We start from the raw sequence: 17,348 nt of genomic DNA on the forward strand, positions 1-17,348 counted from the left end.
GAGGCTTTTTTTTAAGCTTGTTTGTTCAGCTCAGGGGGTAAATGCTGCGCCAAATAATCAATTGCAAGACGGGTTTTGAGTGGCATAAAAGGCAGCGTAGGCCATACCAAATGAATCGGAAAAGCAATGCTCGACATGGTTTCTAACACTTGTACGAGCTTACCTTCCTGTAATTCATTTTGAATGAGCCAGTCGGGTAGCCAAGCGATACCAGCTCCAGCAAGCGCTGCATTTTTAATGGCTTGTAAGTCATTTAAAAGAAGTTTTGCTTTAGGTTTTATAAATAAAGGTTCTGCATTTTCCTTTTGAAGTCGCCATTTTTGCATTTGACCAAAATGCGGATCGGCAATCGTGGCGTGCTGGTCTAAATCTTCAATATTTTCTAGAGGACCTGCTTCATTTAAATAGTCAGGTGAGGCACAAAGTAGCATTCGATGTTCACCAATCGGTTTGGCAACGAGCTGAGTGGTGTCAGGTAGTGAACCAATTCGGATGCATAAATCAAAACCTTCTTCGACCAAATCTACAGTTCGATCATTAAATGAAATTTCTAGCTGTAAGTCCGCATGCTGCTGAGCAAATTTAACCATGAGCGGGGCAGCAAAGAGTTGCCCGAACAGCACTGGCACAGACATTCTTAACCGGCCTGTTGCATTAATTTTCCTTTGGTCTAATAAAGCTGCCGCATTTTGTATTTCACTTAACGCTCGGCGGCTATGCTCATAAAATAAAGCACCTTCGTCAGTCATGCTGAGTGAACGTGTTGTTCTTTTAAATAAAGCAACGCCAAGCTGTTCTTCAAGCCGAGCAATATTTTTACTAATGGCTGAGCGAGTTAAATGCAATTGCTCGGCAGCTTTTACAAAACTTCCAGCTTCAACCACAGTCACAAATATAGATATTGCACTTAGTTCATGTTGCATTATTGTTGCCTAAATGGAACCAATATTAAGAAATAATATCACCACTGTTGAATTTATTGTGGAGTTAATATGGTTTCATCAAAAATGTGGAGATGGTCATGGCTAAAATATTGGTATTAAAATCCAGCATTATGGGTGAGGGTTCACAAACCAATCGCCTAATCGATATCATGCTTGAACACCGTAAAGACCAAGGTTTGCAAGATGACATCACCATACGCAATTTGGCTGAAATGAACCTACCTGTATTAGATTTAGAAATTTTTCAGGCGCTGCGTGGGGCTGAAAATGTAAATCAAGACATTCAGCAAATTGTTGTTTTGTCGGACGAATTAATTGCTGAATTAAAAAGTGCTGATTTACTAATTATTGGCGCACCCATGTACAACTTAAATGTTCCGACTCAACTCAAAAACTGGTTTGACTTGGTGGCACGCGCAAGACAAACATTCCGCTACACCGAAACTTACCCTCAAGGCTTGGTTGAAGGGGTAAAAGCGGTGGTGGTAAGTAGTCGGGGCGGTATCCATGTTGGCCAAGAAACTGAGGCAGTCACGCCTTATCTCAAAGCTGTGTTAGGGCTAATGGGCATTCATGACGTCGATTTCGTCTATGCAGAGGGCTTAGACATGCAAGCTTATCGTAACAATTCATTAGTTCTGGCAAGCCAGCAAGTTAAAGAATTCGCCATTTAAAATCATGATTTGAAACTCTTGTACCTCTAATTGATCACAAGAGTTTCTGAATCTATTTAAATTACATTTCTAAGTTCATTAGCTGTATTGCGCAGCAATGGCAAAATTTGCTGAACCAAATAATCTTCTTGTACACGGTTGGTTTGAGACATGCAGTTAAGCGCTGCTATGGCTTGACCTTGTGCGTTAAAAACGGGCACTGCAATCGCAATCACGCCAAGCTCATGTTCTTCTTTAGAAAGACAATAATCCGATAATGAAATACCCTTAAGCACTTCAAAAAACTTTGACTCATCTACAATGGTAAACGGGGTTAAGCGCTTTAAACCATAATTTTTTACCCACGTATGCTGGGCTTCTTCGGGCAGTGCTGCCAGCAATACTTTACCTGTAGACGTGGCATGGGCAGGGAGTCGATTCCCTAAATGCATACCATACGGGCTTACACGTAAATTATCTTGCTGTGGTAAATAGCTACGCGCAATTGGCACCACTTCGTTATCGTCTAGCACCACAATTGAGAAAGTCAGAGACGTCTGCGCGCACAAAAGATTTAGAAATGATTGAGCAACTTTAGGCAGGTGGGCAGAGCTTAAATAAGAACTTGAAAAGCGCAGCACGCGATGAGTGAGCCAAAAGTAATGTTCATCGGTTTCTAAATAGCCTAAGTATTTTAAAGTTTTTAGATAACGCCTTGCCGCTGTACGGCTAATACCGGTTCGCTCAGCCACTTGAGTGACATTAAGTCGCTGGCGATCTGTTCCAAAAGCTTCCAGTAAAGCCAAGCCTTTTGCTAAGCCTGCAATGTAGTCTTCTTGACGAATTTTCTCATGCGAGTTTGGGTGCTCTAAAAAAGCATCGAGAGAAGGCATCCTTTTATTCCTGTTATTTTGGTTGTTTCTGTCCGCTATTCGGACAAACTCAATGATAAACGGTTATTTTCGTCTTGGATACATAGTGCACAAAACTTAAAGCCAGTAATTTAAAAGTCAGGATGAAACAAGGATGAAGTTATGGATATTTTAAAGACACAGGTTGCAATTATTGGATCTGGACCAGCTGGTTTATTGCTTGGGCAACTTCTATATAAAGCTGGCATCGACCATATTATTGTTGAGCAACGTAGTGCTGAATATGTGGCTTCACGGATTCGTGCAGGAATTTTAGAGCAAGTTTCAGTCGACTTACTGAAACAAGCAGGCGTTGACCAAAACTTAAAAGACAAAGGATTACCGCATTCGGGCATTGAAATCTTAACCAATGGTGAATTGCATCGCGTTGATTTGGCAGCACTCACGGGTGGCAAACAAGTAACCGTATACGGTCAGACCGAAGTCACCAAAGATTTAATGACTGCGCGTGAAACAGAGCAGCTCACTTCATTTTATGAAGCTCAAAATGTACAAGTAAAAGATTTTTACACTGCACCAAAAGTTGAGTTTGAGTATCAAGGTAAAGCTTTTCAAATTCAATGTGACTTTATAGCAGGGTGTGATGGCTACCATGGTGTCTGCCGTGCTAGCGTGCCAGAAGATAAAATTAAGACCTTTGAAAAAGTTTATCCGTTTGGCTGGTTAGGGGTATTGGCCGATGTGCCACCTGTAGCCGATGAACTGATTTACGTACAGTCAGAGCGTGGGTTTGCTTTATGTAGTATGCGTTCAGAAACGCGTAGCCGTTATTATTTACAAGTGCCTTTAACAGACCACGTAGAAGATTGGTCGGATGAAAAGTTCTGGGATGAGTTAAAAAACCGCCTAGATCCTGAAAGCCGTGAAAAGCTAGTCACAGGACCTTCTATTGAAAAAAGTATCGCGCCGTTACGCAGCTTTGTGACAGAACCAATGCGTTTCGGAAAACTATTTTTAGCTGGCGATGCTGCGCATATTGTTCCACCGACAGGAGCAAAAGGCCTCAATCTCGCGGCTTCTGATATTGCTTATTTATCAAGTGCGCTAGTTGAATATTATGTCGAAGGTTCCGAGCAAGGTATAAATGAATACTCAGAAAAATGCCTACAACGTGTATGGAAAGCTGAGCGTTTTTCTTGGTGGATGACTCATTTATTGCATCGTTTTGAAACTGAGAGCGAGTTTGATCACAAGATTAAACAAGCCGAGTTAAGTTATGTGCTTGGCTCGATTGCAGGTAAAACCACATTGGCCGAAAACTATGTCGGTTTGCCTTATGAGATTAAGCAAATTCATAGTTTCAAGCACGCAAGCTAAAGACTAAGTAAAAAATAAAAAGGGCATGCAAATGTCCTTTTTTTTATATAAAAACTGGATGGAATAAGATCGCTTAAAAGATGTGATTCGGCTAAAAGTAGCCCCAATACTTTTTGGAATATAGGGCTACCTATCAATTCACCTAAAGTTTAGTTGGCCTTTGCCGTAACTTTATTATTGGTTAATATCACTTGTTGCTGAGATTGAAGGGGTTTAATCACTTGTGGGTTAGAGTTACTCCACGGGATATAGGCTTCTGTCAAAATATGGCCTGTAAGACTGGTTAAATCACTCGTTTTAACTTCTGCATTGCCTTGACGACCAAATAATACAACTTCATCACCTGCTTTGGCCTCTGGAATATCGGTTACATCAACCATAACAGTATTCATTGATACTCGACCAACCACTGGCGCTTTTTGTCCATTTATTAATACAAAAGCTTTATTACTAAAACTACGACGGTAGCCATCCGAATAACCTACAGGGAGGTTTGCGAGTCTAGAGTCACGTTTTAAAGTATAAGTTTGGTCATAACCTACAGTTGAATCTTTCAGGTAATTATTCACTGCGGCAATTTGTGTTTTAAATGCCATCATACCTTTAAATTCAGGGTGATTAGGAAAATCACCATATATAATTGCGCCTGCACGAACCATATCTAAATGTGATTCAGGAACGTTTACAGTAGCAAATGAATTAGCCGTATGTAATGTTAATTCTTTACGATTAAGTTTGGCTTTTTTAATCAACCATGCGGTTTGTTCATTAAATTGCGCCAGACGCTCACGAACAAATTTTTCATCTTCTACAGCATAGTGGGTCATAATGCCGTCAATTTTAAGATGTGGAAGTTTGGTGATCGCCACAGCTTGTTCTTTGCCTAGAGCCGTAGCCATTTCAAGACCATTACGGTCCATACCGCCTGAATTTAAAGCCAAGCTGTAATGAACAGTTGTATTGTTCGCTTCTGCCCATTTAGACATACGAGCAGCTTGGTCATAATTACCTAAAAGCTCTTCAATATTTAACGCCTGTGCATTGATAATTTCACTATCTGTGGCGGTACGTAAACGTGTAATTTTGCCTTTATAGCCATGCTTACGCACCATCGCCGCTTCAGCATTACTGGTAATGCCAATACAAGATACGTTTAACTTCATAACACTTGGCATAAGTAGATCAATACTATGGCCGTATGCGTTAGCTTTCATGACTATACAAAGTTGTGTTTTGCCATTAAGTAACTGATTTGTCCTTTTAATATTATCTTCAAAAGCTTGAGTATCAATTTCAATCCATGCATTTGCTGTAGGAGCAGGGCTTACTTCATTTGTAACATGGGGAGTAAGTAAGGGAGCTGCATGAGCAAATTGCACCGAACCGAATAATATTAATGCACAGCTATAAGCGAGATGAGAAAATTTTGTTTTAAGTTTCATGAGCTTTTTAATCTTTCCTGGCTGAATATGATTTAACGCTGGGTGGATTTTTATGGTTAAGTACAGAAATATAATTGATTTAAAATGTCACACGATTTGGTCGTAATAATACTTTCTCCTTAAAATATTATAGTCGCTATTAAGTAAAATTTAATTTGCTTAAACTAAATTGAAAAAATACAAATCTAATTTCAATTAATCTTAATTAAATCTAAATATACATTCATAAAAAACAAGAAGAAAAATTATTATAATTTTTTGAATGTTATTTTTTTAATCTATTTATTGGTGCTGTTTTTAATAAATTTTTTTAAAATATAACATTTGGTAAATAATTAACTTTATTATTGCAAAAGATTTTTTTATTTTTTAAATATATTAGATTATATTTTTATCAGTTGGTAAAATATAAAAAATTGGGGAAATAAATATCCGTAATTTTATTCAACAGAATGAAAAAAATGAAATAACTATATTTTTCATTGGTTTATTTGTTTTTGTCAAAGCTGTTTAGAAGTTGTGGATTATTTTTAGTCAATTTTTAAGCATCTAACGTCATATTTAATAGTTTTTAATAAGTTAATTTAAATTTTATAAATAAAATATTAATTAGATTGATTGAATAATTGGATGTTATTTAATCATAGGTGTTTGGTCTTGGTTTTGTGCAATAAATGAACTGGTATATCTTATATTCTTTTTTTAATTTGATTTATTGTTTAAGATTTTAGTTAAATTAAAATTTTATGTTTGTTTTTAAGTTAAGTGATTTTCTTAATATTTTAGTTTTTATTAAATGAATAATTTTGTATTAAGACTTTATAAATATAAGATGATGAGTGTGTTTTTTTATTGCTTAGGATGGTTTGGGTTTTTCTTGATCATATTATTCTAATTCTACAAGAATGTAATATAGGAGGGCTGATATTGATTTTTAGTGCAAACCATCAATTCCTGTGTAAGAGTCCGTACAGAATATGAATTTTTATCTTAAAAAGTGTCTAATTAAATATGATGTAATGGCTATGCCATGCCGATTTTCTTGATGAACAAATGAGCTAAGGAAGGTTTTTCGAAGCCATTGGTACACCCACCATTTTTTATGAAAAAATGAATTGGAAAAAAGCAGGGAATAGGACGCATTTTGCTTAAAAGATCAGCATTAATAAAAGCTTTTGTCACATTTTTTCAGTATATTGCTATTAATTTCTTTATTTATAAATTTTAAGTTTGTATGGAACAGGACCAAGCTCGCATACCTAAATATATTCCTATCCGCGATGCAATTGCCCACGATATTGAATCTGGCGTATTAGAAGCCCACGCAAAACTCCCATCAGAAAGAGTGCTTTCTGAACAATTCCAAACCACTCGTGTTGCTGCACGTGAAGCTTTGCTGGCTTTGGAAACTGATGGTCTGATTTATCGCTTAGACCGCCGTGGTTGGTATGTTCGTTCTCCTCGTATTATTTATCACCCGCAATCGACCAAAAACTTTAATCAGTTTGTGATTGAACAAGGCTATGAACCTTCGACAGAAGTGATTTCGAGTGAATTGACTCAGGCTACTTCTTGGGATGCTAAGCATTTAAAAGTTGAAAAAGGGCATCCGATTTATTCGGTTTGGCGACGTCGTTGTATTAATGGTCGACCTGTTTTGGTTGAGCATTTACGGGTGAACGCCGAGCTTTTTCCTGAGTTTTTAACTTATGATCTCAAGCAATCGATTACTTTACTGATGGCAAATCAATATAACTGCCATATCACCAGAGCCGATATTAATCTGTATCCAACAGCTTTATCGGAACAGCAGGCCAAAGCACTGCATGTCAATGTGGGCGCACTGGGTTTATATATTTGTCGTAGCAACAGAAATGAAGAGGGCCTGATTACCGATGTTGACCAAGAATATTGGCTACACGATGTTTTAGATTTACATTTCGAAGCGCGAGCATAAAAATAAAATCTGGTTTAAACCAGATTAATTAAACTGTCATATAAAGCTGTTGAAATACGATCATCAAATAATTGCATTCGATGGTTTGCAGATGAAACAGTATGTTCAACAGACAATTAAACTTGGTACTGCATCAGTTTTGGGTGTAGTGGTCGCTATTCAAATGGGATGTTCATCAGCAACATCAAAACAATCAGAAGAAATTACAGTCTATACGGCAGTGGAAGCCGACCAGCTTAAACAGTACCAAGAAGAATTACATAAAGCCTATCCAGAGCTAAAAGTAAAATGGGTACGTGATTCAACAGGTGTGATCACTGCTAAACTTTTGGCAGAGCAGAAAAACCCACAAGCGGATGTGGTTTTTGGTGTGGCTTTAACCAGCTTACTAGTTATGGAAAAGAAAGACATGCTTGAGCCTTTCAAACCTGAAGGCGTCCAAAATTTAAAACCAGAATTTGTAAGTCAAAAACCTGTACCGACTTGGACGGGTATGGATGCATGGGAATCTGCAATCTGTGTAAATAAAGTCGAATTAGAAAAACGTAAGCTACCTATTCCAAAAACTTGGAAAGATTTAACCAACCCAATTTATAAAAACCTGATTGTGATGCCAAATCCAGCTTCGAGTGGCACAGGCTATTTAGATGTCACGGCTTGGATGCAAATTTGGGGCGAAAAGCAGGCATGGGATTATATGCAGGCTTTGGATAAAAATATTTCCCAATATCCTCATTCAGGCTCAAAACCTTGCAAGATGGCGGCACAGGGCGAAATCCCAATTGGTGTTTCTTTTGGTTATCCAGCCTTTAAATTAAAAGCAGAGGGTGCACCTTTAGAAGTGGTTTATCCAACTGAAGGTTTAGGCTGGGAGATGGAAGCCTCAGCAATTGTGAAAGGAACCAAGAAATTAAGTAGCGCACAAAAATTTATAAATTGGTCGGTAAGCAAAGCGGCAAATGAAGCCTATGCCCATAACTTTTCAATGGTAGCCTACAAAGGCATTGAAAATACCACTATGGACTTCCCGAAAAATCTTTCTCAAATGCTCGTAAAAAATGATTTTTATTGGGCGGCTGAGCAGCGTGAACGTATTTTGGCTGAATGGTCAAAGCGTTTTGAAAAGTGATCTTTTGGATAAGGGCCTCATTATGCAAATTCCTTCGTCATTGCAATCATCGCTGCTAGATCAAAACCCAAAGGGCGAGTTAGCAGGGCATTTATTGTCGACATTAACGACTTATAAATATCCTGAACATGGTCCGTCGGTTTTAGAAGTGGTGGATATCCAAAAAAAGTTCCAACACTTTCAGGCCCTAACGCATATTAATTTAGACCTTAAAGCAGGCGAGTTCGTGAGCTTTTTGGGACCTTCTGGATGCGGTAAAACCACATTGCTACGCATAATTGCGGGTCTAGAAAAACCTGATTATGGAAAGGTTATAAAAAAGGGCGCAGACATTACGTTGTTGAGTGCTGAAAAGCGTCACTGTGGAATTGTGTTTCAGAACTATGCGTTATTTCCAAACTTAAACGTTGAAGAAAATATTGCTTTCGGCTTAGATAAAAGAAAGTGGGATAAGACACAGTGTAGTCAAAGGGTTCAACAGTTATTGGAACTAATTGAATTACCCGATATTGCTAAAAAATATCCAAATCAATTGTCAGGCGGGCAGCAGCAACGTGTTGCGCTTGCTCGAGCAATTGCGCCGAATCCAGATATTTTACTGTTAGATGAACCCTTGTCTGCTCTCGATGCTCAGGTACGCCTAAACCTAAGGCAAAAGATTCGTTCAATTCAATCACATCTTAATTTGCCAACCATTATGGTCACACATGACCAAGAAGAAGCATTAAGCATTTCTGACCGTGTTGTGGTGATGAATCATGGCGTCATTGAGCAAATTGATACGCCGCACAATATTTATTACAAGCCACAAACCCAATTCGTTGCCAAGTTTATTGGCACCATGAACTTTTTAAAAGCCACGTGTTCGATAGTTAATCAGCTCGAGGTTCTAGGTTTTATTCCTCTAAATTTGGAGCAACAAAAACTTAAAGCAGGGGAAAATTACAGTATTGGTTTTAGACCCGAAGCTGTCGAGTTGGTTAATGATTTTGGCAGTGATAAAGAGTCTTTGTATTTGCCAGTTAAAGTATTAAGCACTGAATTTTTAGGCGCCAAACGCCGTTTGTTTTGCACTATTCATATCGATGGAATTGAGCAGGCAAAACACCTCTTGCAAATTGAAATTGAAAATACCAAGTTCAAGTCCTTGCAAGAACTCATGTTTATAAAAGTACCTAATCAGCTCATTCATGTCTTTGACGAACAAGGGTATGCACTATGTTAAATGAAGCTGCTTCAGCGGTTTTAAAAACACAGCCGCGTCGAAAAACTGAATATTCATTAAGATCAAATATTGCTTTAGCTGCCGTCGCAATCGCTTTGACTTTAGCAATTATTGCTCCTTTAATGATGCTGTTTGAAACCGCATTTTTTGATGAAAATCAAAATTTTGTTGGCCTTGAAAATTTTTATAACTATTTTGCAAGCCCAGCTTTACTCAGCTCTGTATTTAACTCGCTGTGGGTTTCTTGTGCTGCTACTGTCATTACAGTATTTTTTGCCAGTATTTATGCTTTTGCACTCACCAATGTAAATATAAAAGGTAAAGGCTTCTTTAAACTGGTCGCTTTTTTACCCATTTTAGCGCCATCACTTTTACCGTCTTTGGCATTGGTTTATTTGTTTGGTAAGCAAGGTGTGTTTAAACCTTTACTGGGCGATATACAAATTTATGGTCCAATCGGTATTTTAATCAGTTATTGCTTTTGGCTATTTCCAGCAATTTTGATGTTGATGATGGTGTCTTTTCGCAGTGTCGATCAGCGTTTAATTGAGGCATCTTTGTCGCTCGGCAAAAATATCTGGAAGACGCATTATCACGTCACATTACCTGCAATTCGTTATGGACTCATCAGCGCAAGTCTGGTGGCTTTTATTTATGTACTGACCGATTTTGGGATTCCAAAAGTCATTGGCGGTTCATTTAACATGATGGCACTTGATGTCTATAAACAGATTATTGGTCAGCAAAATATGAGCATGGGTGCAGTGATTTCCATCTTATTGTTGTTACCAGCAGTTTTTGTATTCATTTTCGATCGTATTCAAACCAAACGCCATGCACGATTTCAAGCTTTTCAGGCTAAACCTTATGTTTCAGCATCGAATAAAAAACTCGAAGTCGTTCTGGGCTTATTTTGTGGTTTAGTTTCAGGTGCGATTTTACTGATTATCTTTACGGCAGTGCTGGCTTCATTCATTCAGTCTTGGCCTTATGATTTGTCTTTGACCTTAGCACATTACAGTTTTGAATATGTCGATGGCGGCGGTTGGGCCGCGTACTTTAACTCGGTTCGCATGGCACTCTTTAGTACGGTTTTTGGAACAGCACTGATTTTTATGGTGGCACTATTAACCGAACGTTTTAAGACACATCCATTCATTAAAAACTATGTGCAAGCTTTGGTTTTATTACCTCTTGCCGTGCCAGGGTTGGTGCTAGGTATTGCTTATATTTTATTTTTTAACCAGCAAAGTAATCCGTTAAATGTGCTGTATGGAACCATGACCATTTTGGTGATTTCAACCATTGTGCATTATTACACCGTGCCACATCTGACTTTAAGCAATGCCATTAAACAAATTCCTTTACAGCTCGATCAGGCGGCGGAAACTCTGGGAACATCGAAGTGGAAAACCTTTTGGAAAGTCTATTTGCCAATGTGTTTTCCTGCGCTATGCGATGTATCGGTCTATGTTTTTGTGAATGCCATGACCACTGTGTCGGCTGCGATTTTCCTCTATTCACCAGACACCAGTTTAGCTGCGGTAGCTGTTTTAAATATGGATGATGCGGGAGACACGGTTGCTGCTGTTGCCATGAGCATTCTAATTTTAACCACCTCATGTGTTGTAAAACTCATTCACTGGTTATTTACCCGAAAAATTATGGCAAGAAGTCAGCAATGGCGTGAAAGCGCTCACTAAGTTTTAGCTAAACACAATTTTTATTTAACCGACTGAAACGAAACGCTTTGTTCAACAAGGCAAGGGTTTATTCATCCTAAATTTCGCAAATTGGAAGTCTTATGAATAACGCACAGTTTGATTTAATTGTTGTCGGAGCCGGTATTTTAGGTCTATCCGCTGCCATACAGGCACAAGAACAAGGCTTAAAAGTTTGTATCTTCGAGAAAAATGCCAAGCCTGTGGGCGCAACTCGCCGTAATTTTGGCATGGTCGGAACTTCGACCTTAACCCATCCAGAGCAACAGTGGCGAAAGTACGCTCTTGAAACGCGTTCTTTTTATCAACGCATTCAGGCTGAAGCCGATATTTCATTTGCTCAACGCCAAGGTGTTTATCTCGCAAACACTGCACTTGAATGGCAGGTTTTAAATGAGTTTGCCGAGCGTGCAAATAATTACCAAATACCTGTGCATTTACGAAGTCATGATGAGCTGGTCACCCAATTTTCCTATTTGAACCCCGAGCAGCAGTTTCAAGGCGGCTTGGTTTTTGAGGAAGATTATTCGGTCGAACCGCATGTGGTTGGGCAGCGACTATTGGCATATGCCGAAAGAAAAGGCGTAAAGATTTATACCAATGCTTGTGTCGTTCAAACCCAATATCAACATGAAATTTGTCAGGTTCGTTTGGCAAGTGGCGAGGCATATCGGGCAAATAAAGTTTTGATCTGTCACGGTGAAGTGATCGATATTTTATATCCAGATCTCTTACAAAGTTTAAATCTGAAACGTTGTGGCCTACAAATGGCTCTGACACAACGGTTTCACCAAAACTTAAATGCTTCTCTTTATTCAGGCTTATCTATTTCACGTTATCCGGCTTTTGAAATTTGCCCAAGTCATGCCGAGCTAGTTAAAGCATCACAACAGGGTTTCATTAAAGAATTCGGTATTCATATTCTGATTAAACAAAATGAATTTGGTGAACTGATCGTGGGCGATAGTCACGAATACCATCCGATTAATGAAGCGCCTCAGTTCGAGCAGCGTGAAGGGATTAATGAGTTTATTCAAACGTACTGCCACGAAAAACTAGGGCTGACTTTACCTCCAATTCAAAAACGTTGGAATGGTTATTACCTGACTCATGAACATGAGTTGGCCTGTGTCACTGAAGCCGAAAAAAATATCTTTCTGGTGAGTGCGATTGCGGGTAAGGGCATGACTACAGGGGCTGGCTTTATGAAAGAAATATTAGAACAAAATATTTACTAGTTTGTAATCTGGTTTAAACCAGATTGGTGTATATTGAAATGAACGCGAAAGAAATGAGTAACATTATGAACATGCAACCCCAACTCGATATGGATTTAGAGAACAAGTATTTGCTTCTTACTCCAGGACCATTATCAACATCGGCAACAGTACGCCGTGCCATGCAAAAAGATTGGTGTACTTGGGACCAAGAATACAACTCGCTGGTACAAGATATCCGCTCTCGTCTAGTCAACTTGGCAACCAGTCAACCTGAAAAATATACGGCTGTGTTAATGCAAGGCAGTGGAAGTTTTGCTGTGGAGTCTGTGCTTGGGTCAGCTATTCCACGTGATGGCAAAATCTTGATCATTAATAACGGCGCATACGGTGCACGTATGGTGCAAATGGCGCGTTGTCTAAATATTGAAGTTGTAGAATTGAACTATTTAGAAACCCAGTCACCAGATTTACAAGAGATTGAGCGTGTTTTAAAAGATAAAACCATTAGCCACGTTGCATGTGTGCACTGTGAAACCACCACAGGTATTTTAAACCCGATTCAAGACATTGGTCGTTTAGTTAAAGCAGCAGGAAAAATCTGGATTGTAGATGCCATGAGTTCATTTGGTGGTGTGCCCATGGATATGGCTGAGCTGGAAATTGATTTCCTGATTTCAAGTGCAAATAAATGTATTCAAGGTGTTCCGGGTTTTGGTTTTATTTTGGCGAAGCGTGATTGCCTAGAGGCATGTAAAGGTTTAGCTCGTTCAGTTAGCCTCGATTTGTATGACCAGTGGAACACGATGGAGCAGCATAACGGTAAATGGCGTTTTACTTCGCCAACCCATGTGGTACGTGCATTTTATCAAGCATTGCTTGAGCTTGAGGCAGAAGGCGGTGTTGCTGCACGTTATCAACGTTATTTACAAAATCAACAAACCTTATCTAAAGGTATGCAACAACTTGGCTTTGAATTGGTGCTCGGTAAAGAGTGCCCACAATCGCCCATCATTACCACATTCCTTTACCCAACAGCCGAAGCATTTAGCTTCCAGTCATTTTATGAAACGTTGAAAAAATCAGGTTATGTAATTTATCCGGGCAAAGTCACTGACCTTAACTGTTTCCGTATTGGCAATATTGGCGAAGTTTATATTCATGACATTGAAGGACTTCTTGCTGCGATTGCGAGCTACTGCGAAAGCCATCTCAATCAAGCTGTAACAGCATAATTTTTATTAAATTAAAGGGAATACATCATGACAACCAACAATACACAAATTCAGGCTGTAGTTTTTGACTGGGCTGGCACAACTGTAGATTTTGGCTCACGTGCACCAATTTTGGCTTTTATGGCTTTATTTAAAGACAATAAAATTGAAATTACGGTTGAAGAAGCGCGTGCGCCAATGGGTTTAGAAAAACGTGACCATATTGCTGCCGTTTTAAAAATGCCGCGTGTCGCAGCTGCATGGCAGGAAGTATATGGGCAAGCTGCAACTGAAGCAGATATTGACCGTTTATATAAAGACTTTATTCCGTATCAGTTAAATTCTATTCCAACATGTTCTGCTTTAATTCCGGGAGCATTGGAAACGTTTGAAAATATTAAAAAGCGTGGTGCAAAAATCGGCAGTAACACGGGTTATGCATCCATGATGATTGGTCGTTTGGTCAAAGATGCTGCCGATCAGGGTTATCGACCGGACTGTATTGTTACTGCCAGTGATGTGAAATATGGTCGTCCATATCCTGAAATGCTATGGAAGAACTTAATTCAACTCGACGTATCCGATATCAAAACCGTTGTAAAAGTAGATGATACTGTGGTGGGAATTGACGAAGGTTTAAATGCGGGATGCTGGACAGTAGGACTTGCGATTAGTGGTAATGAAGTCGGTTTAAGCTATGAAGAGTGGAGTTCGCTATCGGCCGATGAACAGATTATTCTAAAAGATAAGGCATACCAAAAAATGAATGCGTCGGGCGCTCACTATGTGATTGATAGTGTGGCTGACTTACCAAATGTACTCGATGATATTGAACGCCGTTTGGGACAGGGTGAACGACCTTAAATAAAGTTTAGGTCAATATATTTTTAAGCTTAGCTCCCTTGAGAGCTAAGCTTACCTAAAAAATTAAAATGAAGAGTAATAAACTCTACATATGTGGAAATAAGGAATAACTTTGAGGAGTAAATTCCTTATTTCCGGCTAACGATTTAAAACACATGTTTCGATCGTTAGCACCATCAATCAGATAGGCATATGACCTATGTGATAGATCTTTTTATGACTTTTGAGGGTCATATAATTTTTCTTTAATAAATAGGGCTGGTATCACGCCACAAATCAGGTAGGCAGCACCCATCACGACAAAACCTAACCCAATTGAGCCGCCAGAGGCTAAGAAACCAATCGTTGCAGGGGCTAAAGCAGCACCTAAACGTCCGACGTTATAAGCACCACCAATGGCTGTACCGCGGATTGCTGTTGCAAAACTTTCGGTCATGTAGGTTGCATTTACGCCATAAGGGATGCCGTAGAGGAAACCAAAGGTCACCAGTAAATATAGAATGTTGCTTGGAGAGTTATAAAAAACAATTAAAGGTAGGAAAATAGCAGTGCCGATTGCACCAAAAGCATAGGTAAAACGACGTCCTAATTTATCGGCCATCATGCCCGCAAGAACTTTACCCAAAATCATGGCGGTATATGTACCTACCATATAGGCGGTCATTTCCTTAAATTTCATACCGAGTTCACTTTCAAGGTATGACGGCATCCAGTTATTTACACCATAATAGCCAAACTGTAAAAAACCTGCCGTTAAAGCCCACAAGATAAACATATTGCGGTTTCGTTTATCTTGGAAAATAAGCTTAAATGCTGAAGTTTTTTGAGCATTCTGAGCCACGACTGGTTGTTGTAGTCGTGACTGTTGCCATGCTTCTGGTTCGGGTACAAGCACATGCATGAGAACAGCAATAATGACCGGAATAATCGCAACATAAAACAGCATGCGCCAGCCATAATCAGGAATAATCCAACCTGCAAGCAAAGTCGCAACAATATAGCCAACCGTCCAACCAGCTTGTAAAGTGCCCAGTACTGTGGTGCGATAACGGGTTGGGACATATTCGGCCATGAGGGTATTACAGGCGATATAAAGTGAACCTAAACCCAGTGATGCAAAAAATCTTAAAATACCAAACTGAAGAAAGCTTTGAGTAAAACCTAAGCCACAGGTGAGGAGCGAGAAAGTTAAAATAGAAATAACAACAATGCGAACACGACCAAATTTATCGCACGCCCATCCCCCAAAAATTCCACCAACAGCCATGCCTGCCAGTGTGAAACTGCCAAGCATACCTGCTTGTACTGAACTTAATCCAAAATCTGCCTTAATACTATTTAAGCTATAAGACAGCATCATCAAATCTGCACCATCTACCAACAGTGCTAGAAAAGCAAAAGTAAAAGCTATTTTCCACGTATGAGGCTGTATACGAGAAAGACCTTCTTTGTAATTTGTAGCCATAATCCATTACCTACATTTGATAAAAAGCACTTCAAGTCGTTTTGAAGCGCTTAAAATTTGATTAAGACGCAGCGCGAATCATGTTTCGGGCAATAATCACTTGTTGAATTTGAGTAGTCCCTTCATAGAGACGGAACAGACGAACATCTCGATAAAAACGTTCAATGGCATATTCACTGATGTAACCCGCACCACCGTGAATTTGTACGCAGCGATCAGCAACGCGGCCACACATTTCGGTTGCAAACATTTTTGCGCATGAGGCTTCAGTGCTAACGTTTTGTTCTGCATCGCGTAGGCGTGCAGCGTCTAAGACCATACATTTAGCGGCATAAATTTCAGCTTTTGAGTCGGCAAGCATGGCTTGAATGAGTTGAAATTCGGCAATCGGTTGTCCAAATTGCTTGCGTTCGATGGCGTAATTTAAAGAGTCGTCTAGCATTCGTGTTGCTGCGCCGACACTCAAAGCCGCAATATGCAAACGGCCTTTATCGAGTACTTTCATGGCCGTTTTAAAACCAACACCTTCTACACCACCAATGAGCGCTGAGGCTGGAATGCGACAATTTTCAAAAATAACGTCACAAGTATGGGCACCTTTTTGTCCCATCTTTTTATCGCGTTTGCCAAGAGAAATGCCCGGAGTTTGGCTATCAACAATAAAAGCAGAAATACCACCAGCGCCTTTAATATCAGTGTTTGTACGTGCCATGACTGTAAATACACCAGCGTGCGGAGCATTGGTAATAAAGCGTTTGGTGCCATTTAAAATATAAAAGTCACCCTCTTTTACAGCGCTGGTTTTTAAAGAGGCTGCATCAGAGCCTGCATCTGGTTCGGTTAAGCAAAACGAACTGATCACTTCACCACGTGCTAAACGTGGCAAGAAAAATGATTTTTGTGCTTCGGTCCCATCAATAATCAGGCCACTTGAGCCAATGCCATTATTGGTCCCAATGAGAGAGCGAAAAGCAGGAGAGGTACGGCCTAATTCAAAAGCCACATAGACTTCTTCTTCCATTGTCAGGCCAAGACCTTCGTACTCTTCAGGAATGGTTAAACCAAATAAGCCCAGCGCTTTCATTTGCTCAACGATATCTTGAGGAATTTCATCCGTTTCAGCGACTTCATTCTCATGAGGAATTAATACACCCTCAACAAATTGTTGAATCATATCAACAAGTTGATTTAAGGTTTCCTGATCTCGAATCATAGTCTCGTCCTTTTACTACATGCAGAAAACATCAATGTGATGTTCGTAAAATCAC

Annotated in this window: 14 protein-coding genes; 9 read left to right on the forward strand and 5 right to left on the reverse strand. The window is 39.4% G+C overall.

Annotated features, from left to right (window positions below; translation table 11 throughout):
• Positions 1–11: 11 nt before the first annotated feature.
• Positions 12–923: a LysR family transcriptional regulator gene (locus MKL33_RS12360; RefSeq protein ID WP_017385544.1), complete on the reverse strand. Its 912-nt coding sequence runs from the start codon at positions 921–923 to the stop codon at positions 12–14.
• 98 nt (positions 924–1,021) lie between these two features.
• On the opposite strand from MKL33_RS12360, the gene MKL33_RS12365 reads away from it, so the two are divergent.
• On the forward strand, positions 1,022–1,618 hold the full coding sequence (locus MKL33_RS12365) for an NAD(P)H-dependent oxidoreductase (protein WP_017385545.1): 597 nt from the start codon (positions 1,022–1,024) through the stop codon (positions 1,616–1,618).
• 56 nt (positions 1,619–1,674) lie between these two features.
• Here the strand turns inward: MKL33_RS12365 and pobR are convergent, their stop codons facing one another.
• Positions 1,675–2,490, reverse strand: coding sequence for an IclR family transcriptional regulator PobR (pobR, locus tag MKL33_RS12370; RefSeq protein WP_017385546.1), 816 nt, complete (start codon positions 2,488–2,490; stop codon positions 1,675–1,677).
• A gap of 141 nt (positions 2,491–2,631) precedes the next feature.
• Here pobR and pobA point away from each other — a divergent pair, with 141 nt between their 5' ends.
• Positions 2,632–3,846 carry a 4-hydroxybenzoate 3-monooxygenase gene (gene pobA, locus MKL33_RS12375; RefSeq protein ID WP_270907042.1) on the forward strand — a complete coding sequence of 405 codons (1,215 nt, stop codon included), beginning with the start codon at positions 2,632–2,634 and terminating at the stop codon, positions 3,844–3,846.
• Between the two features lie 149 nt (positions 3,847–3,995).
• Here pobA and alr read toward each other — a convergent pair whose 3' ends face one another.
• Positions 3,996–5,288, reverse strand: a complete 1,293-nt coding sequence (gene alr, locus MKL33_RS12380; protein WP_270907043.1) for an alanine racemase — start codon at positions 5,286–5,288, stop codon at positions 3,996–3,998.
• A 1,234-nt stretch (positions 5,289–6,522) separates the two neighbouring features.
• Here alr and MKL33_RS12385 point away from each other — a divergent pair.
• From MKL33_RS12385 to phnX, 7 genes are all read left to right on the forward strand, one after another.
• Entirely contained in the window at positions 6,523–7,245 is a 723-nt protein-coding gene (locus tag MKL33_RS12385) for a UTRA domain-containing protein (RefSeq protein ID WP_270907044.1), read from the forward strand.
• Positions 7,246–7,336: 91 nt separating this feature from the next.
• The gene (locus tag MKL33_RS12390; RefSeq protein ID WP_270907045.1) at positions 7,337–8,374 is read left to right on the forward strand and encodes a putative 2-aminoethylphosphonate ABC transporter substrate-binding protein; all 1,038 of its coding nucleotides are present in this window, start codon (positions 7,337–7,339) and stop codon (positions 8,372–8,374) included.
• A 22-nt stretch (positions 8,375–8,396) separates the two neighbouring features.
• A complete protein-coding gene (locus MKL33_RS12395) occupies positions 8,397–9,599 on the forward strand; it encodes an ABC transporter ATP-binding protein (protein WP_270907046.1) in 1,203 nt (400 codons plus the stop codon).
• Positions 9,593–11,302, forward strand: coding sequence for a putative 2-aminoethylphosphonate ABC transporter permease subunit (locus MKL33_RS12400; protein WP_270907047.1), 1,710 nt, complete (start codon positions 9,593–9,595; stop codon positions 11,300–11,302). The genes MKL33_RS12395 and MKL33_RS12400 overlap by 7 nt, the downstream gene beginning before the upstream one ends.
• A gap of 101 nt (positions 11,303–11,403) precedes the next feature.
• Positions 11,404–12,558 (forward strand): TIGR03364 family FAD-dependent oxidoreductase, encoded by a 1,155-nt coding sequence (locus MKL33_RS12405; RefSeq protein ID WP_270907048.1) that lies wholly within the window; start codon positions 11,404–11,406, stop codon positions 12,556–12,558.
• A gap of 26 nt (positions 12,559–12,584) precedes the next feature.
• Positions 12,585–13,772, forward strand: a complete 1,188-nt coding sequence (gene phnW, locus MKL33_RS12410) for a 2-aminoethylphosphonate--pyruvate transaminase (protein ID WP_270907279.1) — start codon at positions 12,585–12,587, stop codon at positions 13,770–13,772.
• 27 nt (positions 13,773–13,799) lie between these two features.
• Positions 13,800–14,615, forward strand: a complete 816-nt coding sequence (gene phnX / locus MKL33_RS12415) for a phosphonoacetaldehyde hydrolase (RefSeq protein WP_270907049.1) — start codon at positions 13,800–13,802, stop codon at positions 14,613–14,615.
• 214 nt (positions 14,616–14,829) lie between these two features.
• Here phnX and MKL33_RS12420 read toward each other — a convergent pair whose 3' ends face one another.
• Entirely contained in the window at positions 14,830–16,080 is a 1,251-nt protein-coding gene (locus MKL33_RS12420) for an MFS transporter (RefSeq protein WP_032056460.1), read from the reverse strand.
• A gap of 61 nt (positions 16,081–16,141) precedes the next feature.
• On the reverse strand, positions 16,142–17,293 hold the full coding sequence (locus tag MKL33_RS12425) for an acyl-CoA dehydrogenase family protein (protein WP_270907050.1): 1,152 nt from the start codon (positions 17,291–17,293) through the stop codon (positions 16,142–16,144).
• Positions 17,294–17,348: the final 55 nt, after the last annotated feature.

Origin of the sequence: Acinetobacter sp. AOR43_HL, assembly GCF_027854635.1 — a bacterium.
Classification (GTDB): domain Bacteria; phylum Pseudomonadota; class Gammaproteobacteria; order Pseudomonadales; family Moraxellaceae; genus Acinetobacter; species Acinetobacter pittii.